We start from the raw sequence: 21398 nt of genomic DNA on the forward strand, positions 1-21398 counted from the left end.
CGTATTCAAGAGATTAGGTCGCAGGCTTATGGCACGAAGTTGTAATTTTGATCGGCAGGAAAAACTCATATTGGCGATGGAGCTTTTTTGGCAAAAAGGCTTTGCCGAAACCTCGATTTCCGATCTCGTCGGCCATTTAGGCATTAATCGATTTAGTCTCTATAACAGCTTCGGCGATAAGCAGAATCTTTACCGCGAGTGTCTCAGTTTTTACCTCGATAACTACTCCTTTTGCGCCTCAGATACTCTGCTGCATGGCAAAGCGGGTTTGGCCGAGATAGAGGCTTATTTAGCGCGCTTTGTTGCCCTGCAGCGGGAGCAAAAATACGGCTGTTTTATGCAAAATGCTGTGCTAGAAAAGAGCCTCGACGATGAGAGTGTGCTGCAGGAATGTCAGCGATTATTTTGCCGATTACAGTCATCATTTACCCAAGTGTTGCAAGCTTGCCAAGCGCGAGGGGAGCTATTAGCCCATGTGCAGCCTCATCAGGTTGCTGCCTTTTTAGTGCTGCAATTACAAGGAATTAGAGTGCTAGGGAAAGCGGGCGAATATGAGCTATTAGAGAATGCGTTCATGGTATTGCAGGACTATTTACGTGGTTTAAGTGCAAATCAGACCATGTAATAGTACAAGACACGGTTTGATTGACCTAAGTAGCTGCTCCAAATAGTAGTTCTCCTAAGCCGACCTCAAACGCAGACACGCGTAAATCCCTCCATGGTGAGAAGGGTCTGCTTATTTAAGATCGGCTTACTGTGGGGGTAGTGGCATAATTAGGGACACTTATTTAGGCCTATGCCTAGGCCATGTTGTTTTTAGAAATCAAGATCGAGCGCAAAACACAAATAGGCCATCAGTTGGGTGCAGTGTGCAAATTGCTCGGCGCAAAAATTGGCAGCATCTGGACGGCAGAGTTCCTCAAAGGCGATATTTTTTACTGCGATAAAATCTTTGCGTTTTAACTCGGTTAGCATGGGATGATTTTTATCAAAGCCCTTTGGCGGTCGAGTTAAACTGTCACCGTCCATGTTAAATCCATGAGTTTGCAAGGTTTGCAATGCCTTTTTATAGCCGTTGGGATTCTCATCGATACAGGTACGAATGGCATTTAAAGTTTTCGATTCTGGGTGCCAAATCCCCGCGGCAATAAAACAGCCATCTTCGGCAATATGCAGATACAGGCCCGGCGCGTGCACGTCTTTACCCTGAAAATGACGAAATTGAATGCCGACATTGGTTTTGTAGGGCGTTTTATCTTTGCTAAAACGGCTGTCTCGCTGGGGACGCATCAGGCTGCCACCGACTTTTTTTGGCACCGCTGTGAGTCTAGGTGAAAGGGCGAGAATACTTGGCTGCATTTGCTCGATAAACTGTAGCGCAGGAGTTCGCACTGTCTCTTCGTATTGCGCCTGATGGGCTTTAAACCACTCACGGGAGTTGTTTTGCGCCAGTTGATTTAAAAATTGCAGGCTCGCGGCGCTGAATGTTGCACCAGTAGCTATGGGAATTTTAGTCGTTTGAGTGGCCATTATCGGTGAACCTTATTAATGCATATAAACCGAGTGCAAGCAGTATTGATGCTAACTGAGGAACGTAAGGAAAGTTACTGGCATTATCCTCTCGTATTGCCCACCCGTTCTATCTCAAGATAGTTAAGACTGCCAAATAGGGCACCAATACTGCCATCCTTCGGCAAGATCTTCACTTAAATTCTCCAATGACACCTTTTTCTCGTTTTTATCGTTTATCTATTTTCTACAAAATGTTTACCTCGCCTATGAACCTCAAGCCAATTTAAAGGGATTAAGTGCACACTTAATGGTAAAAAAACTCAGTAATCAGCAGGTGGCGCCTTTTCTCTCGGAACGCATCTCTGCTACCAGTCGAGATGTTCACTTAAGCTTACACGATGAATTTTAAGCATAAATTATGAAATCTTTATAGGCTGAATAAATAGAGCATATAAAAAATAAGGTTATCTTGCCTGAGCCCCCTGCCGTAAAAAGCCAATTTATGGCATAATCCGCGTTTTAATAAGCATATAGACAGAAAAAATGACTGAAAATGAATTGCTAAGTCGCTGTGGCGGCAAGTGTGAACTGTGTGGCAGCGAGCTTGAACTCTCAATTTATGATTTGCCAGCCTCCGATGGGCGTGACAATGAGATTATGACTTGTGAAACTTGCAGTGGCCAAATTGCGGCACCGGATACCATGGACATGAACCACTGGCGTTGTCTGAACGACAGCATGTGGAGCCCAGTACCGGCAGTTCAAGTGATGTCATATCGTATGCTTAAGCGCTTAAATGGCGAAAGCTGGGCGCAAGATTTGCTGGATATGTTGTATCTAGAAGACGATTTAAAAGCCTGGGGCGATGCTGAAGTTGCCGCGGCGGGTGATGACACTACGCCAACCTTAGACAGTAATGGTGCCGTGCTCAACGCCGGCGATACAGTGGTGATCATCAAAGACTTAAACGTAAAAGGCACTAGCTTTGTGGCTAAGCGTGGCACCGCTGTGCGCAACATTGCTTTGACCAACAACCCAGAGCATATCGAAGGCCGAGTCAACGGTACTCGTATTGTGATCCTGACATGCTTCGTTAAAAAGTCTTAAGTTGTCGTACCTTGCTATCAAATCGCTAGCTCTTGCTATTAGATGCTGATTAGCGCAATAAAGTACCGCCATGTTAGTTTATCTACATGGCGGTTTTTTATGCATGTTGTTTAATGAGATAAATACTCAGACTGCGCAGTGTTTTACAGGGTACTGGTATGCATACTCCTGTGGATTGAATTGGCGAGATAGCAACCAAGCGGCAATACTCAGGCTTGCAAGCAGCAACCATGCACTCTCAAAGCTGTCGAAGTTATCGCGGATGAGCCCCGCAACCCAAGGTGATATGGCCGCGATGGTATAGCCGACACCTTGCACAAAGGCGGTTAATTTGCCTGCTAATAGGGGGTTATGTTGATGATCCATAGTGACAATTAACCCTAGAGGAAAAATGCCTCCAATACCCAATCCTGCTAAACCTGCCCATAAAAAGAGTGATATTTCAGGGGCAAGTGCTAATCCCATAAATCCGATAAGCTGTAATAAACAAAGCAGGGCAATGATGGCGCGTCTATCCATTGATTTACTGGCAAGCCATGGAAAAACTAAGCCTGCTATCACTTCCATACTGGTTAAGAAACCTAACACTAGTCCTGACTGAGTTTGGCTATAACCTAGCTCGACTGCGTAGGGGGCTAGCCATGCGAGCACGCAGACATAACAGCTCGTGCCTAATGCAAAAAAGATAGCGAGTACCCAACTGCGGCGAAAGTGCCAAAAGTGAGGCTGCTGTGATTGCACATTTGTATGGTCTTGCAATTGAGCTTTGGGTTTAACGATTAACCATAACGCTAAAGCTAATATGCCCAACCAAGTCCAATGCCCTAAACCGGCTCGCCAACCTAAATTTATATCTATGTAGGGGGCGCTGCTCGCGGCTAATGCGGCACCGCCCATAATCGCGGTGACATAGAGCCCCATCATTAAAGGGACTCGTTCACCAAAATTTTGCTTAATTAACATTGGCATTATGGTTTGAATAAGTGCAATGCCGATCCCTGCAAGTAGCGCTGAGCATACAAGCCAAGTGGCATCAACTGTCCAGAATCGCATGGCTGTTGCGATAATCAGTAATAACAATGAACCAGTCATTATGGTGTTAAATCCCAATCGTTTAGCGATACTAAAACCCGCAAAACAGCCTAATCCCATTGCGAGTACGGGCAGTAATGTCAACATTGAGGCTAAGGTAAAACTTAGGCTGATATCCTGTTGTATGCTGGGTAATAGAGGGCCAACAGAGGCAAGAATAGGGCGCAGGTTAAGGCCGATAAGCATTAGGGCAAAACCGAGAGGCAATAAATTGGCTTTATCTGACAAGGCTGAGCGCATGGAAACTCCAAAAATAGGCTGATATTGAGTTAGTTTGATCTGGGATTAGCACCTCGCTTGGGGCTAGATTTAGCTAATCCGTGTTGGTTATTCACTTTTTATTCAATAAAACGGCGTGGAAACCGCAAAAATAACACTCTTAAAAGAATCTCTTTAAAAAGTATCTTTATATAAAGATATTTTAATTCTGCGGGAAAATGACTAATATGTAAAGAATCTTTATGTAGAGATAAACCTATGGCAGCGGAAACTCATCAAGCAGATACAATCGCAGCGTTAAGTGCAGCCCCTTTGCCTGCTGAACCGAACAAACATGATGGGCTTGATAGGATAGTGGAACAGTGGCAAAAGCAGGGTGTCACAGCAGATCTGATCCCTATGGTAGTGCTCGGCCGAATCGCCCGTTTGACTAAGTATATTGAAGTCGTGCTGCTGCAATGCCATGCCGAATTTGGTTTAGGTCAAGGCGAGTTCGATGTGCTCGCTACCCTAAGGCGTTCCGGTGAGCCGTTTATGCTTTCGCCCTCACAGCTTTATCAGAGCATGATGCTAAGCTCTGGCGCTATGACTAGCCGTTTAGACAGACTCGAAAATAAGGGGCTGATCGAACGCTCGCACAGTAAGGAAGATCGCCGTGCCGTCCATGTGTCATTAACTACTGAGGGTAAGGCACTCATCGATAAGGCATTACCGCAGCATATTCACTGTCAGAGTGCGCTGTTAGCGGGCGTGAGTGCCGAAGATAGACCCATGTTACTGCAGATTTTAAAATCTTGGCTGAACCAATTTGAGCCACAATAATTCGTTTAAAATCTCACTTTAATTTTTAAAGTAAGGCGGTACGCAATAGCCGAGCACTACTGGCAAAGATGTGGCAAACATAAGTTAACCGCACGGGACAACATTCGATAGTACAAGGGAGTTGCCATGGTAAAAAGACGTGAAGCATTTGAATTAGCAGGAAACCGAGTCACCGCGGGGACTCAACTGGGGATCAAGCTGCCCGCCGCTAAGTTGTATACCGATACGCAACTCGATATTCATGTGGAAGTATTTCACGGGACGAAACCCGGCCCGATTTTACTGGTTTGCGCCGCCATTCATGGGGATGAACTTAATGGTATCGAAATTTGTAGGCGTTTATTAGCCAGAGTCAATCCGAAGAATCTGACGGGGACTTTAATTGTTGTACCGATAGTGAATGTGTTTGGTTTTATTCAGCAATCCCGTTATCTGCCCGATCGCCGGGATTTAAACCGTTGCTTCCCAGGCTCCAGCAAAGGCGCGCTCGCGAGTCGGTTAGCCAACTTGTTTGCCACTCAGTTATTAGTTCATGCAACCCACGTAATTGATTTACACACAGGGGCAATCCACAGGGATAATTTGCCGCAAATTCGCTGTGATACCAGTGATGAGACTATGCTCTCGATGGCGAACGCCTTTGGTGCGCCACTGATCATGCATTCTAAAGCGCGCAGTGTTTCCATGCGAGGTTATGCTAATCAACAGGGCATTCCTTGCATTTTATATGAGGCGGGTGAGGCGTTACGTTTTAGCGAATTGTCGATAAAATCCGGCCTCAAAGGGGTGCTCAATGTGATGCGCAGTTTAGGCATGTTAAAAGGGCGGGTGAGTAACAAGGGATCGAGTGTCAGTGCAATCCGTAGTTACTGGGTACGCAGCGAATCCGATGGGCTAGTGAATATGAAGCTTAAACTCGGCCAGCGGGTCACTAAGGGCTATATCATTGCCCATATCGTCAGTCCCCACGGCGGCGACAGTGTAGCGATCCGCGCGCCAACCGACGGTATTATCATAGGGATCAGCAATATCCCCGTCACTAACGAAGGCGAGGGCATGTTCCATATCGCCCAGTTCGAAGGTGACGAGATTGAAATCGCTAACGAACAGCTCGATGAGTTTTTGATGGAATATGCCTAGAATCTAGATCCCATCATCTCTACAATTTAAAGCGTTCTACTGAACCAGTGAGCGAATGGGCAAGCAGTGTCACCTCTTTGCTGCGTTTAGCCATATCCATAGCTTCATTGGCATTTTCCTCTGCCGACTGGGCAGCTTCGTTCATACTTAACTCAATTTGCTGACTGTAATCGAGTTGCTCATGGGCCGCTTGGATGATTTGCTGACTCATGTGGTTAATCGAATGCAAGGAGGCTTCAATCTGGCCGATTGCATCATGTAGTGACTGACTTTGTTCAACACATTCATTCGCTTGGTGCTGGCCTGTAGTAATCGCCATAACTGCAGCGGTAGTTTCCTGTTGCAATGCCGTTATCATAGTTTGAATTTCAGCGGTTGAGGCCTGAGTTCGTGATGCCAATGAGCGTACTTCATCGGCGACCACAGCAAAACCTCGGCCGTGTTCTCCCGCCCTCGCGGCTTCTATTGCAGCATTTAATGCCAGTAAATTGGTTTGTTCTGCGATACTGCTGATGGTCGTTAGAATGCCGCCAATATTGTCACTATGGATACTTAAACGTGACATCACTTCTACCGAACGGCTTAAACGTGCACTCAGTTCGGTGATTTTTGTGCGGTTATCCTCGGCGATTTGCTGCACTTGATTACCATATTGTGAGGCCTGCGTGATTTGTTTGGCTGACTCACTGGCCTGCTCAGTGACGAGATTTGAACTGGTAAACATCTGTTCTGCTAGCGCTTTTGTGCTATCGACACGACTAATTTGAGCCGTTGCTGCATTTGCGATACGTTGTCCTTGCTCATTTGTCCGTGTGGCAGAGGTATCCAGAGAATGGGCATTATAGCTAATGTTAGTTAATAGCTTTGCGAGATCATCACATAAGGTATTCATATTATCGATAAGGGTACCAAATTCATCGTTATCGCGTTTTTGGATCCGTTTGGATAAATCCCCTTGGGCGATATTTGCTAAGGTGCTATTCACGACTGTCAGAGGATTAAGCATGGCCCTAGAGGTAAAAAAAGAAATAAAACTCACCATGATAATAAATACAAGAGAGAGCACAATCGCTAAGGTTTGGCCTTGTCGAATATCATCGCTGGCAATCGATTGTAAGCTGGTAAAACGGCTGTCGGCTAAGGTGATTAATTTATCTAAGGCAAGATTATTCGCATTAAAATCCCCGTCTGCATTTTGGTAATGTTGTTCGGCTTGTATTTGCGCCTCAACCACAGCTTTGTGTGCTTGATAGAGTTCAGCGGGCGCTGCGAGCAAGGTGCTAATAATCGCGAGTTGTTGTTCAAAGGTTGGTAGCAGATCTAGGGTATCTATACCCATAGTTTGTTGTTTTAAAAAGGTGAAATTGGTATTGAGATTACCTAGCAGTAAACCTACGTCCTGCTGGTGGGAATCAATAGTGTTTACCGTTTTAGCGTGTGTGAGTTCTCCCATCGTATTGCTTAAGGTGTAGAGCATATCGTCGATACGTGTACCCGTGCCAATAATTTCTTCGAGTAAGGATGGATTGTCCGGCAGGGCAATTGTCTCAAGATCGATCATGGCATTACTGGCTTGAGTTTTTGCCTTATCTAGACCGCTAAACAGTTGTTGATAATGCAGTTTTGCCTGTTCACTGGCGAGTTTAGCGTTAAACATGGCCTGACTTTGCTGTAAATAAGATTGGTATTTTGTCTGTGCTTCTTTCAATGGTGTTTGCATTTGGGGTTGATCCATGACCCTTTGCACTAATTCATTTTCAATATTTTGATATTTTCCCTGTAAGGCGGTAAAAGCTTGTTGGCTTTGGGTTAAAGCAGAGCTGTCCTGTTGGCTATAGGCTAACGTCGCAAGTCGTGACATTTTTAGTAACACTAACTGCAAACTATTACTCTGCTTTTGTACCGGAACGGCTAAGGTTTCGATATTTTGATAAGCGGTTTGCACTTGGGAGAGTGAATAATAAAAAAAGCCACTCCCGGCAATAAGTAGGGCACCTATAGCGCTAAAACTTAAGATAATTTTTTGCTTAATGCTGAGTGTTAACATAGGGCTGATTGTCTCTTGCTAGTGTTATTTTTAGGTGTGTTTTATTTAGCATCATGGATTATCAATTATTAGGATGCTGTTTTCATTGATATATTAAGCTAAGTGTAGCAGAGTTCTGCAGGAGTAAAGTTGCTCACTTTTTTCTGAGTCTAGTCGTGTTTGGGTTTTATTCTGAGTTTAATGGTCGTGAAAAGGATTGAAATGAAAACGGTAATGTTAGGTGAAGAGGCCATAGCGCCAACAAAAATCCTCTGTATTGGGCGTAATTATGTGGATCATATCCATGAGTTAGGCAACGAAATACCCGAGGATATGGTGGTATTTTTAAAGCCCAACTCGGCCATTTCGACCGTGCTCCATTCCGAGCATCAAGGGGAAACGCTGCATTATGAAACTGAGCTGTGTTTCATGTTTCAACAGGGACGTTTTACGCACGTCGCCGTAGGTTTAGACCTTACCAAGCGAGATCTTCAAAGTAAGTTAAAAGCCAAGGGATTGCCTTGGGAGCGGGCAAAAGCCTTCGATGGTGGCGCATTATTCAGCCCGTTCGTGGCGATTGATGATGCTGAGGCACCGCTGCATTTTAGCTTGAGTATCAACGATAAGTTGGTTCAAGAGGGCAATATTGATTTAATGATCTACAAACCCCAGACCATATTGTCCGAGCTACAGGCATTTATCAGTCTTGATGAGGGCGATATTGTGATGACAGGTACACCCAAGGGCGTGGGGAGCATTACTGCTAATAGCGTATTCAACGTCACGCTGAGCCGTGGCGTGCAAGCGAGTGCTGAACCCTTGCTCGAATATCAATGGCTGAGTGTTTAGCACCTGATAATATTATGTTGCATGAAGCCGAGTGACTCGCATATTTGAGTCATTCGCCACAACTCAAGGTGCTTAACAGCGCTTATCTCTGTGCGATTAATGTTGGATAATTAGAGTCCCGCGATGGCTTCCATATCGAGTTCGATATCTGTGCAGCCTTTAGCGCAGTAGATCCCCGCGGCTTGTTCTGCTTTTGCCTGCTCAGGCAATATCACCTTAAGCGTCTGTTTACAGCTAGGACATTGCACTGGCTTACCCTTAAATACCCGTTTAATCAGATTCTTCTGCTCATTGAACGAGGTTGCTGTGGTTTGATTCAACACGGCAAAGGGGCTAGTAGAAGCAGTTGTCATCGGCTGGAGAATCCTTAAGGACTAGGTGAATAAAGTGGCTTAAATAAGGGCAACTAGCGACGCTGCCATTGGCATTTGCCTTGTGATGTGGGGATTATAGCCTGAGTTCAGATATTATTGAAAAGCTCAAATGCAATCGCCGACATGGTACTTTAATGGCTTAGCTAGCTTTCATGGCTTAGTCAGCTTTTATAGCTTTGTCAGTGCAGTTAATTCCCACTGGTTCAATGACCCCTATGGCACTGACCTCATGCCTGTGAGCTTATGTCACTGGATGTAAATAATAACATCGTTATTTCAAGGTTCAGTTTATCTCTCAGTGTTAGAGGTTGCATGTGAGAACTAAACCGAATATAAATAGCATATGCCATAAACGAGGTATAACATGGTCAGACCAAAAATCCCCAGAACTATTTGTGGCCAAAGAGCCAATATCTGTTTTAAGCCAAATGGCATTCCGATGACACAGTTAGAGCAGGTCCCGCTGGCCGAAGACGAAATTGAGGCTATGCGCTTAGTTGATTTACTCGGAATGCAGCAACAAGAAGCGGCTAAGTCAATGGGAGTATCTCGTCAAACCCTGGCGAATTTAGTTAAAGGGGCTAGGTATAAGGTGGTTGATAGTTTAATCAACGGTAAAGCGTTGATGACAAACAATATCAACTGAGTTTTGAACACGGGTAACGCGTATTGGCGTGTTTAGGTAAGTGTAATGCAAGCAGTATTGAAAGACTCTGGCCTCAAAGTCACCACTCAAAGATGCAAGTTGCTTGAGTTTTTAATTCAAGTCGATGAGCAACATTTAACGGTAGAAAATATCTATCAGGGGTTAAATGCACAGGGCAAGAGCATTGGCCTCAATACTGTGTACCGAATTATGGCGCATTTTGAGCAAGCAGGCTTAGTGGTAAGGCGGCAATTTGAGTCCGAAAATGCGGTCTATGAGCTCAGCGGTAAACCGCGTCATGATCATCTAATTTGCTTAACCTGCGGCAAGTTAATTGAGTTTGCCGATCCCTTGATTGACCTACGTTTATGGCTAGCAGCTGAGCGTTACGGTATGAGCGTCGATCATCATAGCCTTAATATTTATGGTCACTGTTTTGATTGTAAGAAAAAGCTCGAGAGCAAATCAGGACGATAATCGCAACTTTACCCGTTAATTTTATTGGAGAACAGCATGACTAAAATAGTGATTGTAGGCGGTGTCGCTGGTGGCGCATCAGCAGCGGCAAGAGCAAGACGTGTATCAGAAACCGCTGAAATTATCATGTTAGAACGGGGCGAGTTTATTTCGTTTGCTAACTGTGGCTTGCCTTATCATATCAGCGGTGAGATTGAGTCTAGGGAAGCCTTGCTGTTGCAAACACCTGAAAGCTTTAAATCACGTTTTAATATTGAAGTTCGCGTGTTTAATGACGTGATTGCGATTAATCGACAAACCAAGCAGTTAAGCATACGTAACCTTATCACGAATGAAATCTATCAAGAGTCCTATGATAAGTTGTTGCTAAGTCCTGGTGCCTCGCCAATTAAACCGCCTATTCGCGGCATTAATAGCCATTTTGTGCATAGCCTGCGAAATATTCCCGATATGGATAAGGTGTTAGCGAACCTTCTGCTACACAAACCAAAGCATGCCACTATCGTCGGAGGTGGATTTATTGGTTTAGAGATGGCAGAAGCACTGCGTCATCGAGGATTAGAGGTGAGTTTATTGGAGCTTGCTGACCAAGTGATGGGGCCTGTTGATATTGAAATGGCAAATATACTGCATCGAAAGTTAGTCGATAATGGTGTGAATTTACGCTTAAAAACAGGCTTAACCGCAGTCAATGAGCGTCCTATTCAGCTTGCTGAAGCGGATATCACCGATGACTACGATACGCCAGTGGCCTCCGATTTCCATCTACAATTAGATTTGAGTGATAACAGCACCTTAGCTACAGATTTAGTGATCCTTGCCATAGGTGTTAAGCCTGAGACAAGCTTGGCATCGGAATGCGGCTTAGCATTAGGTAAGCTTGGTGGCATTCGCGTTGACGCCAGTATGTGCACTTCAGATCCTGACATCTATGCCGTGGGCGATGCGATTGAAACCGCAGATTTTGTCACAGGGGATCCCATCCTTATACCACTTGCAGGACCCGCCAATCGTCAAGGGCGATTAGCCGCAGATAATATGCTTGGCGGCAATAAGCAATATCGTGCCACCCAAGGCACTGCAATCTGTAAATTGTTTGATATGGCGATAGCTTCAACTGGGTTAAATGAGAAGAGTTTGCTAAGGCAAGCTATCCCGTTTGAAAAGATCTATGTGCACACAGCAAGTCATGCCAGTTATTACCCTGGAGCTCATCCTATTACCCTAAAGCTATTGTTCTGTCCTGATAATGGCCGCATTTTAGGGGCTCAGGCAGCAGGGCTTGATGGCGTCGACAAACGCATTGATGTATTAGCCGTGGCGCAGCGCGCGGGTATGACGGTTTATGACTTAGCCGATCTTGAACTCACCTATGCTCCGCCCTTTGGCTCGGCGCGCGATGTGGTCAATCAAGCTGGTATGGTGGCGGCAAACGTATTGCTCGGTGATGAAGCTATTTGTCACTCTCAGGCTCTAGATAACTTAACGGCTGAACAAGTCATTGTCGATGTGCGTAATCCTAGCGAGTTAACGGCTGCTGGTGCTATTGCGGGTGCGATTAATATTCCGTTACCAGAACTTAGAGACCGACTCAATGAACTCCACAAAGACAAAGAACTGCTGGTATTTTGCCAAGTGGGTCTGCGCGGGCATGTCGCTTATCGGATGCTAGTACAACAGGGTTTTAAGGCACGCAACTTAAGTGGTGGATATAAAACCTACCAAATGGTTAATGCACGTTTTTAGTTGAGAACTGCGTTAAAGGTGGATCTTAAAACCATCTACATTCATCAATAAAAGGTGCAGTGTGAACAGTTACCAAGATTGTAAACAAAGCCACAGCCAATGCCTTGTCTGTGGCGATGGGACTCAAAATCCTTTGTCTTTGCAGTGTAAGTTTTTTGCCGACGGTAAAGATCAGGTTGTGGGTTATCACAAAGTCAGTCCTGAACTTCAAGGCTATAACAGCCTGTTACATGGCGGCGTAGCAAGCTCCTTAGTGGATGCAGCTATGACCCATTGTTTGTTTATGCAGGGTATCAAAGCGTTAACGGCCGAAATGACCGTTCGTTTTATTGCGCCGATAAAGGTGGGAGATGCCATTAAAATTGTCGGCCGACTCGTGGGTCAGCGCATGGGAATGTACCAATTAGAAGCCTCGTTGTATGTGGCAGATATTGCGTGTGTTACCGCCAAGGCAAAATTTATTCAACCTAGGAGAGGCGTGATCTAAGCCAGAAGGATCTAAATATTATTCAGTAACGCTTTACTAAAGAGGTGTCGCGCCAAGGATATCGTTTCGATATGCTAGATAATTAGCACTCGCTTGGCAAAATCTGCATGATTATCAGCAGCTTGATATTGTCTCGTATCAAGATAAACCCTATTTCCTAGTACAAGTGCATTTATCCCTAAGCAATTGGTAAACCGAGCCAAACACCAGTGTTCCAGCATTGTGGAAAATGAGAATCTCGTTATGAACTCTATCCATCAGCAGCTTGCTGAGCAATCATGTGATTTATTGTCGGAATAAAAGTAAATGTAAGTTGGCAAATAGCGTTACGTGGGTCAGTGACTAAGCTTCATTTTGTAAACCTTGCCCATGTTCGGTGCTGGAACTGCTGAGTGTTATGGCATTAGTAGCTGAATTTAGCCTGACAAATTTCAAAATAGCGGGATTTTTTACACTTTACCCACTCCGCTTTAACTCTGTATCTGTAATACTGCTCCAACATTGATCTGAAGTTATCGGTGTTAGAAAAGCAGCGCATAAAGAGCACGATTGGGGAGAGAAGATGAGTATGTTTGTAAAGTTAACTATAGCAGCTACTGTCATTGTACTCGGCATACTTGCCGCGGGGATTTACCGTTTTAACATGACAAATGATGATGTGTTTATGGTTGTGGAAGACGGGCGAGTAATGCCGTACGACGATGCAATGACTCTGGAGAATGCTAAAGTACAAGCTAATGCAGTCGTTACTGATGAGACAGACGTTAGCGTGCCCGCCGAGGTAAAACCCGTTGCCAATGCATCTGAAGTGATGCTGAAATTGTTTACACTTAATACCGCTAATCCCTTTGAAGTCACTTTGCCCGAAGGACATAGATCTGTGGTATTAACGCATTTTATTAAAATTAAGCAGACTGAGCTTGCCATTGGCGACTATCAAGACGGTGAAGTCAAAGGCCGAGTCTTGCTCGATTATATGCGAATTACTCCGCTTAATTTTGATCCAGCATTAGGGCCTGATACACAGAGCAATGCCCCAATCCAGCAGAATTTGGATGCGCAAACCATGCCCTTTGTGGCGCCATTTATTGTGACGACTCAAGGTTCAGGGGTATTTTGGTATCTTGGATTATTTAACCTCGATTACGAGCACACCAGTTTGAAACATTTGGGGAGTGTTTTGATTGGAGATAGGATAGAGATCGACAGTGTTGAACCTGTTTATCCCTTTGAACCTCCTTATAAAATTGCAGTTACCTATAGAGATAGGGCGCCTAATGAACCTATGTCACAGAACCCTGAAATCGTTAGAATCTTAGAACTGACCGTCAGTGAAACGAGCATTAACTAGGCTTGTTGACCTTGCAGAGTTATTTTTGCAGCGTGTGAATAGGGTCTGTTGCCAACAATAAAAACAAAACCCGCCTAGGCGGGTTTTGTTTTTGGACCGATAATTCAGTCCTATAGCTTGATGCTAATCGTTTGTGAAAACACTGTTTTAGAGCTGATTTATCAAACCTTTTTAACTATGCTGATTTTATCAACGACCTTTTTGACATCGTCGGTGTTTTCAGCAATTTTCAGCGCGAGTTGACGTTCTGCATCGCTTGCGACTTCCCCTTTGAGAGTCACAACACCATCGGCAACATCGACATTAATTTGAGTGCCAGAAATATCGGTTGAAAATAATAAACGGGTTTTGACAACTGTGGCGACTTTCGAGTCGGTCAAGGTTTTCATCACATCGCTGGTGCCATCATCTTTACTCATTACCGTCAGCTTATTATCGACATCTTTTACGCCATCTAAGCTTTTGATAAGTTCCGTCGCGAGGGCTTTATCAACGCGGCTTTCTACTTGCCCAGTTAAGGTGACATGGCCATCTTTTACGTCGGTTATAATGTCAAAGGAGTTTAGGTTAGTATTGAGTAACAGAGTCGTTTCTGCTTTGCCGTCAATCCAAGCGTCTTTGGCTTCATTTTTCCAATCTTGAGCTGCAGCCACATTTAAGCTGATTGAACTGACAAGTAAGGTCGCTAATACTGTTGTTGTTTTCATGATGATATCCTGAGTTGTTATCTAGACGATAGATATAGCTCGAATCGTGCCAATATGTTTAATGTGTTGATTTTAAATAGAAAGAAAATCTATTTCCCATGATTATTGCCTGTGACTGAGACCATTAATCGGTCTTTATTACCGAACAAATGTAATTATTGCAGATATACCGCGGCCTATATCAAACGTAAAAACCATACAATCTTGTGTCGTTTAAGGTGTATGAAGAGACTGCATGGCATCGCAACTGATTTGTAACCAAGCGGCGCCTTCGGCGAGTTGGCATGTGAGATGTGGATGACGTGCTTGTTTTACTGCATGTTTTACTTGCGCTAGCACTTGTTGCTCGAGCTTGATAAGGGCGCTGATTGCCAGAGAAATAGCCTGTTGCTCTAATAGGGCTTCAACTTCCATATAAGGGTTTAGTAGCTTGTTACTCGTGTTATCTGCACTGGTAGAGCCTTGTTGTGAAGTCAACCTTATTAACATGCGTTTATAGGCAGTGGATTGTCCCCTCAGAATCCGTTGCAGCTTATAGTCATCGACGAGAGAAATTGCATGAGTGTAGAACTCATCTCCCCTCTGGCAGAGTTTAATAATCCCATCGCTAAGCTTGATATCGGCGCTGATATCAGTCTGATGTTGCACAACATTAGACTTCATAATGAATCTCCTCATGTCAGTGTCCGGCATTGTTGGATTAACAATGTAGTTCTTGTTCAGCTACCATGCATATTTCGTTCTCGTTTTTAGTGGTAGATTAAGAGGCTGATTTATAGACCGATATTTTTAGTTAACTCAGTTATTCCACTGCTGTACCGGAAACTATTACCATTGATGTTGTTAAAGTTTCACGGCTGGCATACAGTGGCTCTTTATACACAGGAGTGAACTTAGCATGGCTCGACCAACACTGTTTTATCACCTACAGGATTTAGGTGCCGAGCAAGCACTTATACAACTCGAAGGGGCTTTACATTTTAATAAGCTGCGTAGTGTCGATGACTTACCTTGGCTTGCCCAGCTTGAAGCCAATCACGTTGATGTCGCTGTTATTGAGTTTCCTTGTCTTAGCCACGAGGACTATGTTGATTTAATGGAAAATACAGTCATGTCTGGGATTGAGTTTATCTTTCTCTCCAATGGCCAACCCAATCCCAATCTTGATAAGCTTATGGCGCAATATGCGGGCTATCTGCTTCGTCAGCCATATGATATGCCATTGATAAGTAGCATTTTAGTCGATTTCGCTCAGCACTTAGTTACTAGCCCTCCTAGCCGTTCGCGACCCTTTTTAAGTGAGTTAGATCAGTACGGCCTGCTTGTTGGTTCGTCGGCACCTATGCACAAGTTGTATCGCACAATTCGTCGAGTATCAGTCACCGACAGTAATGTATTAATTATTGGTGAGAGTGGCGTGGGTAAAGAGTTGGTTGCTAACACTATCCACCTCGCAAGCCCTAGGGTGGATGAGCCATTTATTGCGATTAATTGTGGCGCCCTCAGTCCTGAGTTGGTCGATAGTGAGTTATTTGGACATGTTAAAGGAGCATTTACTGGCGCGAATCGAGATCATAAAGGTGTCTTTGAACAGGCTGAAGGCGGGACTTTATTTCTCGATGAAATAACTGAAATGCCTATAGAACATCAAGTGAAGTTACTTAGAGTGCTAGAAAATAATGAGTATCGTCCCGTGGGCGGAGCCAAAGTGCTCCAGTCGGATGTACGCATTGTGGCGGCAACTAATCGCGATCCTATCGCGGCAATAGAGGCTGGGCAATTTCGTGAGGATTTGTACTTCCGTTTAGCCCAATTTCCTATTCGAGTACCGCCATTAAGAGTGCGTGGTGAGGATATTATCGGACTCGCCCAGCATTTTCTGGCCTATCGTAATGTGGCCGAAAAGCAGTGCAAAGCTTTCTCTGACGAAAGTTTGCGGATGATTGCGGCGAATCGTTGGACTGGTAATGTGCGCGAATTAAAGCATGCTGTTGAGCGGGCTTATATCCTCGCGGATCAAGACATTTTACCTAGCCATTTGCAGCTAGAACAGGCTACTGATGACGCTAAAATCGCTGAGGAAGAAGTAATTATTCCCCAGGGAATGCGTTTAGATGATTTAGAGAAAATTGCAATTTATCAAGCGCTAGAATCCAGCAACGGTAATAAAACAGATACTGCCGAGCAGTTAGGGATCAGCGTTAAAACCCTCTATAACAAGCTGAGTAAGTATGAGCAGCTAGTCGAGTCAAGTGAGTCAACGGCGAAATAGTGATGGGATTGAGTTAATGAGTGGTAATAAAGGTAAGGGTCAAGCAGTTGGCATCATTGGTTAGTTTAGACTTGTCTGTATATCCCAGTTGTAAACTTTATTTGTCTGTTTTTGCGAGAGAATATGAACATTATTCAAATAAACAGCCTAAGTCATATAGAGTTTATGTTGACGACCAATGGTGGAAACTTTCAAGATATTCTGATTTATAGTTTAGAAGACCTCATTAAGCAGACCCCTTGGTACCCTGGATGGTCGGTGGAGCGCCATGGAGGAATTTATGCGTGTCTGCGTTTGAGGCCGGCTTAGATGTCTTCTATTCGGCGCTATTTAGAATTTGAACATCATGGTGTTAATCTCATGTAATTTCTTCAGCAATTTCTTGATAGGGAACAAATACTTTAAGGGATGCCGGTTGGACTTCAATAGTGAGATCCTCTGGCTCAAATAATTCCCCATCAATGACATATTTACACTTAGGTTGGCTGCTTATCTTGATCTTTTTTGCATGGGCATGGTGGACTCTACTCGCGCTAGGCTGCTGATCTTGTTCATACTTATTTCCTTCTTTCCCCCATCCTGCCATTGCCAGTTCTGCTAAGCTAAGTACCTGTTCCTTAGGTTCATCCCCTGGATCTAACCAAGTAATATCCAACAAACCATCGGTCATATCCGGTTTGCCATCTCCCTGTGCCAGCACACTGGTAAAGGGGGCTGCATTAGCAATCACTAGGCTGTGGGTACTAATCTGTATAGGCTCTGCATCGTCTAAACCTAATGAGATAGTTAAGATATCCCCAGCACTAATCGCCTTCCATAGGCCATCGAGATAGGCGAGTTGACCTAGGGCATTTTTTCGTTCGCGGCTTGCGGATTCAATCATCTGTTGCTCAAATCCAATGCCTACGAGTAACAACACGAGATGTTCATTACAGCGTGCAGTATCTATGGCTTGGGTGTGCCCTTGAATAATATTGTCCAGCGCCTGAGGAATAGGGATAAGTTTACTGCTTAAGCCAAAAAGGGCGTGGCTGAGGGCATTAGTCGTTCCTAACGGAATGATCCCTAAGGTGATATCCGTATCAACAATTTCAGAGGCAACGTCAGTGACTGTGCCATCGCCACCGCAGGCAATAATGATATCCGCGCCTGCTTTACGAGCCTCTTTTGCAAGGGACTTCGCGGTTACGTTTTCAGCGGTCAGTACCAAATTGAGATCGAAATAAGCCTTGAGTTCACTCTGTATTTGTTCGCTATATTCTTGCCATTTACCGCCACCAGAGACAGGGTTGGCAATAATCCAAGCTGTTTGATGGATATTAATTTCTTTTTTCTGATACATCTGATCAAGTGCTCTAAATTGCCATTTATTCAAGCCTGCGGTTTTACGGATTTGCTTAATCTGTTGCAGCATTTCTGAGAAGTTTTGCCGTTTTTCTTTACATGCTAAATAGGCTGCAAGTACAAGAACTGAACGACCACGGCCAAGGGCGCAATGGATAAGAACTTGTTTGCCTGACCTTACTTGGTGGTGTATCCAGTTTACCGCTTGATTAAGCTGAGCGCTGCTGGGGATACTATGGTCTAGTATAGGGATATTTAGATACTCGATATGATCTTCAAACTGTGACCAATCTAAGCCATCAAATTCAGCGGTCACATCAAGAACCGCGGTGATCCTATTGGCTTTAATCTTTTCCAGATCTGCGGAAACGAGCCGGCAGCCGAGGTACAGGTGTTCATTTATCTTTTGCATGGATGGCACTGAATCGTATTTTCTGGCCCAGTAGTTATAGAGTCGGCTGCCCAGCAAAAACGGAATAAAACCCCAGCGAATATACCAAGGGATAGTGCCATCTTGGCGTTTTCTAAAAATGCTAGCGAGATTGAGCCAATACGCCGAACTGACTAAAAATAGCGATAGGCTTGTCCAAGCCCAAACGAAAGTGAGTAGGGGAGAAGTGCCCGTTACTGCAAAATAGGCTAATAATACTGCACCCGCAGTGTAGACATATTTGATGTGGATATTGGCGAGCATAAAAGTTCTCCAGTGCCGTTAAAGTTGAACCAGTAGAACTTGAAATGATTAAGAACAGCATAAAAATTGGGCGGTAATAGAATTATCTATCACCGCCCTAAGCGAAACTGTTAGCAGTTTTTATCTTTAGCTTTAACGCCTTCTTTTACTTCTTCACAGGCATCTTCGATAGCGTTGCCTACATCGGTAACTGCGTCATCGATTTTTTCACCGGCATCTTCGGCGTTATTATCACTACAGGCTGATAAACCTAGGGCGAGTAATAATGCCAGCGATGCACTTGTCATTAGCGTAAATGGTTTCATGTCTATTTCCTTTCCAATAAAATTAAGGTCGTGGTCCTCTACCCCTGAGGGCGTTGACCAACAGTGAGATCACGAGTAACACAATAAATAAGAAGAAAATGATTTTTGCGATGCCCGCGGCGGCTCCTGCAATTCCGGTAAAACCAAAGAGCCCTGCAATAACGGCAACAACCAGAAACATTAATGTCCAACCTAACATACTAACCTCCTTTCCCAGTCTTTATCCTTCATGTGACCCGTTTGTGTCATTTGTAAGGTAACGGCTAGTGGTTATCTACAGGATGCGAGCTTAATGCCAACTTTACAAGTTAATATTAACTTAATGATTTTATAATTAATTTAATCAATATGAGTTGATGCGTCGCAAGCTTTTAAATTCAAACTAAGCAATTTTTACCTAGCTTTCGGTAAGAGTTTCAGCCCCAAGAACACAGCAGCTTTCTAATAATAAAAAAGCCGACACTGCTACCAATGTCGGCTTTTAATGCAAAACTCAGCTCTAAATTTAATCGTTTAAAAACGGTTTAGCGGTTTCCATCTTTGCAGAGTGACAGGAATGCTGGCCCCTTGGGATAACAGCAGGTTAATCCGCGCTTGATACGCCGCGCCCACCATTAAATGTTTGGCTAAATCCACCGCATTACGGGCCTTATAGTCATCTAAATAACTGCCTTTGGCCCACGCATTAAATGCGCCAAGGGCAGGGCCTGCCCAGATTTGGTAATCCATTTCGCGGCCGACTTCACCTGTGTTTGACCAGCGGCTCGATAGACCTAAATACCAGCGGAAAATCAGCGCCATCTTACGTTTGGGGTTATCCAGTGCGCGCTCGATTTGCTTAGGATCGCGCTCGTTAAAGTGGGCGACTGTGCCAGCCCAAATGTCATCGAGTGATGAGCGGAACACTTGATCTTCGAGCTTTTTACGCTCGTCCGCTGGGATGGCATCAATCGAATCGTAACGGGTGTAGATTTCATAAAGCTTATTGGCGCGCATCGGGAACAGGGTGCCGCGCTTAACCACTTGTAATTTCACGCCCATTTCGAACATATCGGCGGCAGGCGCCATAGTCACATCGGCCATTTCTGTGGTGGCGAGTAACTTACGGGTGTGTTCGCTGGCGCCCGCTTCGACGCAGGCTTGGTTGATTGAGCCTGTAACGATAAAGGCCGCGCCCATGTTGAAGGTGGCTAATGCTGCATCGGGTGTGCCAACACCGCCGCCAGCACCCACGCGGATGGGTGTCTTGTATTGATACTTAGCTTGGATTTCATCTTTAAGCGCCAAAATCGTCGGTAATAGGGTGACCAGTGGGCGATTGTCGGTATGGCCGCCAGAGTCGGCTTCGGCTGTGATGTCGTCCGCCATCGGCACAAGCAATGCCATCGCCATTTGGTCTTGGCTGATAAGGCCGTCACTTACTAGTTGCTGGAGTATTTTGGCAGGCGCCGGCTCCATAAACTTAGTCGCGACTTCGGTGCGGCTGATTTTTGCGATGACTTTGTTGCCAATGACTATTTCGCCATGTTCGTCGCGGCTTAAACCCGCCGCTCGGTAATAGACGATTTGCGGCGTTAAACCTAAAAATGCCGAGGCTTCGACCGTGCGCACTTTATGTTTTAAGAACAGCTCAACACTGCCGCGCTCTAATGCGGGCTCGCTGGGGCTGTGGATTAAGTTAAAGGCGTAGGGGCCATTGGGCAGCGCCGCTTGAATGCGGGTAATGGCCGCTTCAACGCGGGATGGAATTAACCCCGCCGCGCCAAATGAGCACAAAATGCCCGCTTGGCCGAGGGCGATAACCAGTTCTTCCGAAGCAATACCGTTGGCCATAGCGCCAGCGTAGTAAGCGTATTTAACCCCGTGTACGCGGCGAAAATTACTGTCGCCTAAACTTTGGGTGCCAAGGGCGGGCGCAAAGGCACAGACGGGGTGTGAGCCTAGTGGTGCCTCGCGGTCGCCCGCGGTCACTTCGGCGGTTTGTGCTATGCCTAAGCCTTTTTCGCTGTGATTCACTAAGTAGCAGGCTTGGCTTAAATCTTTGAGTTTTTTGCCTAATGAGTTGATATCAAAGCACAGCTCGGCATCGTTGACTTGCCACGGCCAAGGGCTGAGTTTTTCATTATTGCTATTGAATTGATCTAGAGTATGGCTAGTCATAGGTGTTCTCATGTTATCAGTACCGCCCTGTGCGATGTGGATAGCCAAGGCGGCGCAACTATTTGTTA

At 44.9% G+C, this 21398-nt stretch carries 21 protein-coding genes; 11 read left to right on the forward strand and 10 right to left on the reverse strand.

Annotated features, from left to right (window positions below):
- The first annotated feature begins 28 nt into the window (after window positions 1-28).
- Window positions 29-625: a TetR/AcrR family transcriptional regulator gene (locus L2744_RS02275; RefSeq protein WP_248990528.1), complete on the forward strand. Its 597-nt coding sequence runs from the start codon at window positions 29-31 to the stop codon at window positions 623-625.
- Window positions 626-816: 191 nt separating this feature from the next.
- Here the strand turns inward: L2744_RS02275 and L2744_RS02280 are convergent, their stop codons facing one another.
- The gene (locus tag L2744_RS02280; protein ID WP_248990529.1) at window positions 817-1530 is read right to left on the reverse strand and encodes a DUF2461 domain-containing protein; all 714 of its coding nucleotides are present in this window, start codon (window positions 1528-1530) and stop codon (window positions 817-819) included.
- Between the two features lie 525 nt (window positions 1531-2055).
- Here L2744_RS02280 and L2744_RS02285 point away from each other — a divergent pair.
- Window positions 2056-2619, forward strand: a complete 564-nt coding sequence (locus L2744_RS02285; RefSeq protein WP_248990530.1) for a PhnA domain-containing protein — start codon at window positions 2056-2058, stop codon at window positions 2617-2619.
- Between the two features lie 126 nt (window positions 2620-2745).
- On the opposite strand, the gene L2744_RS02290 is transcribed toward L2744_RS02285, so the two are convergent.
- On the reverse strand, window positions 2746-3951 hold the full coding sequence (locus L2744_RS02290) for an MFS transporter (protein ID WP_248990531.1): 1206 nt from the start codon (window positions 3949-3951) through the stop codon (window positions 2746-2748).
- 237 nt (window positions 3952-4188) lie between these two features.
- Here L2744_RS02290 and L2744_RS02295 point away from each other — a divergent pair, with 237 nt between their 5' ends.
- Window positions 4189-4752 carry a MarR family winged helix-turn-helix transcriptional regulator gene (locus L2744_RS02295; protein WP_248990532.1) on the forward strand — a complete coding sequence of 188 codons (564 nt, stop codon included), beginning with the start codon at window positions 4189-4191 and terminating at the stop codon, window positions 4750-4752.
- A gap of 126 nt (window positions 4753-4878) precedes the next feature.
- Window positions 4879-5892: a succinylglutamate desuccinylase/aspartoacylase family protein gene (locus L2744_RS02300; protein WP_248990533.1), complete on the forward strand. Its 1014-nt coding sequence runs from the start codon at window positions 4879-4881 to the stop codon at window positions 5890-5892.
- Window positions 5893-5911: 19 nt separating this feature from the next.
- Here L2744_RS02300 and L2744_RS02305 read toward each other — a convergent pair whose 3' ends face one another.
- On the reverse strand, window positions 5912-7939 hold the full coding sequence (locus tag L2744_RS02305; RefSeq protein ID WP_248990534.1) for a methyl-accepting chemotaxis protein: 2028 nt from the start codon (window positions 7937-7939) through the stop codon (window positions 5912-5914).
- Window positions 7940-8140: 201 nt separating this feature from the next.
- Between L2744_RS02305 and L2744_RS02310 the strand changes: the two genes are divergently transcribed.
- On the forward strand, window positions 8141-8767 hold the full coding sequence (locus tag L2744_RS02310; RefSeq protein ID WP_248990535.1) for a fumarylacetoacetate hydrolase family protein: 627 nt from the start codon (window positions 8141-8143) through the stop codon (window positions 8765-8767).
- A 110-nt stretch (window positions 8768-8877) separates the two neighbouring features.
- Here L2744_RS02310 and L2744_RS02315 read toward each other — a convergent pair whose 3' ends face one another.
- Window positions 8878-9120: a hypothetical protein gene (locus L2744_RS02315; RefSeq protein WP_248990536.1), complete on the reverse strand. Its 243-nt coding sequence runs from the start codon at window positions 9118-9120 to the stop codon at window positions 8878-8880.
- 385 nt (window positions 9121-9505) lie between these two features.
- Here L2744_RS02315 and L2744_RS02320 point away from each other — a divergent pair, with 385 nt between their 5' ends.
- From L2744_RS02320 to L2744_RS02340, 5 genes are all read left to right on the forward strand, one after another.
- A complete protein-coding gene (locus L2744_RS02320) occupies window positions 9506-9787 on the forward strand; it encodes a DUF134 domain-containing protein (protein WP_006085187.1) in 282 nt (93 codons plus the stop codon).
- 45 nt (window positions 9788-9832) lie between these two features.
- The gene (locus L2744_RS02325) at window positions 9833-10264 is read left to right on the forward strand and encodes a transcriptional repressor (RefSeq protein ID WP_248990537.1); all 432 of its coding nucleotides are present in this window, start codon (window positions 9833-9835) and stop codon (window positions 10262-10264) included.
- 36 nt (window positions 10265-10300) lie between these two features.
- A complete protein-coding gene (locus L2744_RS02330; RefSeq protein WP_248990538.1) occupies window positions 10301-12010 on the forward strand; it encodes an FAD-dependent oxidoreductase in 1710 nt (569 codons plus the stop codon).
- A 61-nt stretch (window positions 12011-12071) separates the two neighbouring features.
- On the forward strand, window positions 12072-12497 hold the full coding sequence (locus L2744_RS02335; protein WP_248990539.1) for a PaaI family thioesterase: 426 nt from the start codon (window positions 12072-12074) through the stop codon (window positions 12495-12497).
- 562 nt (window positions 12498-13059) lie between these two features.
- Window positions 13060-13848, forward strand: coding sequence for a hypothetical protein (locus tag L2744_RS02340; RefSeq protein WP_248990540.1), 789 nt, complete (start codon window positions 13060-13062; stop codon window positions 13846-13848).
- Window positions 13849-14009: 161 nt separating this feature from the next.
- On the opposite strand, the gene L2744_RS02345 is transcribed toward L2744_RS02340, so the two are convergent.
- Together L2744_RS02345 and L2744_RS02350 are read right to left on the reverse strand one after the other, a co-directional pair.
- Complete coding sequence (locus L2744_RS02345; protein ID WP_248990541.1) at window positions 14010-14555, reverse strand: BON domain-containing protein; 546 nt, start codon at window positions 14553-14555, stop codon at window positions 14010-14012.
- Between the two features lie 213 nt (window positions 14556-14768).
- Window positions 14769-15218 carry a hypothetical protein gene (locus tag L2744_RS02350; protein ID WP_248990542.1) on the reverse strand — a complete coding sequence of 150 codons (450 nt, stop codon included), beginning with the start codon at window positions 15216-15218 and terminating at the stop codon, window positions 14769-14771.
- Between the two features lie 235 nt (window positions 15219-15453).
- On the opposite strand from L2744_RS02350, the gene L2744_RS02355 reads away from it, so the two are divergent.
- On the forward strand, window positions 15454-16827 hold the full coding sequence (locus L2744_RS02355) for a sigma-54 interaction domain-containing protein (protein ID WP_248990543.1): 1374 nt from the start codon (window positions 15454-15456) through the stop codon (window positions 16825-16827).
- Window positions 16828-17185: 358 nt separating this feature from the next.
- Here the strand turns inward: L2744_RS02355 and L2744_RS02360 are convergent, their stop codons facing one another.
- The 4 genes from L2744_RS02360 to pfaD all read right to left on the reverse strand — a co-directional run bounded on the left by L2744_RS02360 (window position 17186) and on the right by pfaD (window position 21330).
- Window positions 17186-18865, reverse strand: coding sequence for a diacylglycerol kinase family protein (locus tag L2744_RS02360; RefSeq protein ID WP_248990544.1), 1680 nt, complete (start codon window positions 18863-18865; stop codon window positions 17186-17188).
- Between the two features lie 110 nt (window positions 18866-18975).
- Complete coding sequence (locus L2744_RS02365) at window positions 18976-19170, reverse strand: hypothetical protein (protein WP_248990545.1); 195 nt, start codon at window positions 19168-19170, stop codon at window positions 18976-18978.
- Window positions 19171-19192: 22 nt separating this feature from the next.
- Window positions 19193-19369, reverse strand: coding sequence for a DUF1328 domain-containing protein (locus L2744_RS02370; RefSeq protein WP_248990546.1), 177 nt, complete (start codon window positions 19367-19369; stop codon window positions 19193-19195).
- Window positions 19370-19683: 314 nt separating this feature from the next.
- Entirely contained in the window at window positions 19684-21330 is a 1647-nt protein-coding gene (gene pfaD, locus L2744_RS02375) for an eicosapentaenoate synthase subunit PfaD (RefSeq protein ID WP_248990547.1), read from the reverse strand.
- Window positions 21331-21398 lie beyond the last annotated feature (68 nt).

The sequence above is a fragment of the Shewanella profunda genome, from assembly GCF_023283765.1.
Taxonomy (GTDB): domain Bacteria; phylum Pseudomonadota; class Gammaproteobacteria; order Enterobacterales; family Shewanellaceae; genus Shewanella; species Shewanella profunda.

What these genes read in the sequence shown, in the direction of transcription:
- L2744_RS02275 (WP_248990528.1), top strand. Translation starts at nt 29, where the DNA reads ATGGCACGAAGTTGTAATTTTGATCGGCAGGAAAAACTCATATTGGCG.
- L2744_RS02280 (WP_248990529.1), bottom strand. Translation starts at nt 1,530, where the DNA reads ATGGCCACTCAAACGACTAAAATTCCCATAGCTACTGGTGCAACATTC.
- L2744_RS02285 (WP_248990530.1), top strand. Translation starts at nt 2,056, where the DNA reads ATGACTGAAAATGAATTGCTAAGTCGCTGTGGCGGCAAGTGTGAACTG.
- L2744_RS02290 (WP_248990531.1), bottom strand. Translation starts at nt 3,951, where the DNA reads ATGCGCTCAGCCTTGTCAGATAAAGCCAATTTATTGCCTCTCGGTTTT.
- L2744_RS02295 (WP_248990532.1), top strand. Translation starts at nt 4,189, where the DNA reads ATGGCAGCGGAAACTCATCAAGCAGATACAATCGCAGCGTTAAGTGCA.
- L2744_RS02300 (WP_248990533.1), top strand. Translation starts at nt 4,879, where the DNA reads ATGGTAAAAAGACGTGAAGCATTTGAATTAGCAGGAAACCGAGTCACC.
- L2744_RS02305 (WP_248990534.1), bottom strand. Translation starts at nt 7,939, where the DNA reads ATGTTAACACTCAGCATTAAGCAAAAAATTATCTTAAGTTTTAGCGCT.
- L2744_RS02310 (WP_248990535.1), top strand. Translation starts at nt 8,141, where the DNA reads ATGAAAACGGTAATGTTAGGTGAAGAGGCCATAGCGCCAACAAAAATC.
- L2744_RS02315 (WP_248990536.1), bottom strand. Translation starts at nt 9,120, where the DNA reads ATGACAACTGCTTCTACTAGCCCCTTTGCCGTGTTGAATCAAACCACA.
- L2744_RS02320 (WP_006085187.1), top strand. Translation starts at nt 9,506, where the DNA reads ATGGTCAGACCAAAAATCCCCAGAACTATTTGTGGCCAAAGAGCCAAT.
- L2744_RS02325 (WP_248990537.1), top strand. Translation starts at nt 9,833, where the DNA reads ATGCAAGCAGTATTGAAAGACTCTGGCCTCAAAGTCACCACTCAAAGA.
- L2744_RS02330 (WP_248990538.1), top strand. Translation starts at nt 10,301, where the DNA reads ATGACTAAAATAGTGATTGTAGGCGGTGTCGCTGGTGGCGCATCAGCA.
- L2744_RS02340 (WP_248990540.1), top strand. Translation starts at nt 13,060, where the DNA reads ATGAGTATGTTTGTAAAGTTAACTATAGCAGCTACTGTCATTGTACTC.
- L2744_RS02345 (WP_248990541.1), bottom strand. Translation starts at nt 14,555, where the DNA reads ATGAAAACAACAACAGTATTAGCGACCTTACTTGTCAGTTCAATCAGC.
- L2744_RS02350 (WP_248990542.1), bottom strand. Translation starts at nt 15,218, where the DNA reads ATGAAGTCTAATGTTGTGCAACATCAGACTGATATCAGCGCCGATATC.
- L2744_RS02355 (WP_248990543.1), top strand. Translation starts at nt 15,454, where the DNA reads ATGGCTCGACCAACACTGTTTTATCACCTACAGGATTTAGGTGCCGAG.
- L2744_RS02360 (WP_248990544.1), bottom strand. Translation starts at nt 18,865, where the DNA reads ATGCTCGCCAATATCCACATCAAATATGTCTACACTGCGGGTGCAGTA.
- L2744_RS02365 (WP_248990545.1), bottom strand. Translation starts at nt 19,170, where the DNA reads ATGAAACCATTTACGCTAATGACAAGTGCATCGCTGGCATTATTACTC.
- L2744_RS02370 (WP_248990546.1), bottom strand. Translation starts at nt 19,369, where the DNA reads ATGTTAGGTTGGACATTAATGTTTCTGGTTGTTGCCGTTATTGCAGGG.
- pfaD (WP_248990547.1), bottom strand. Translation starts at nt 21,330, where the DNA reads ATGACTAGCCATACTCTAGATCAATTCAATAGCAATAATGAAAAACTC.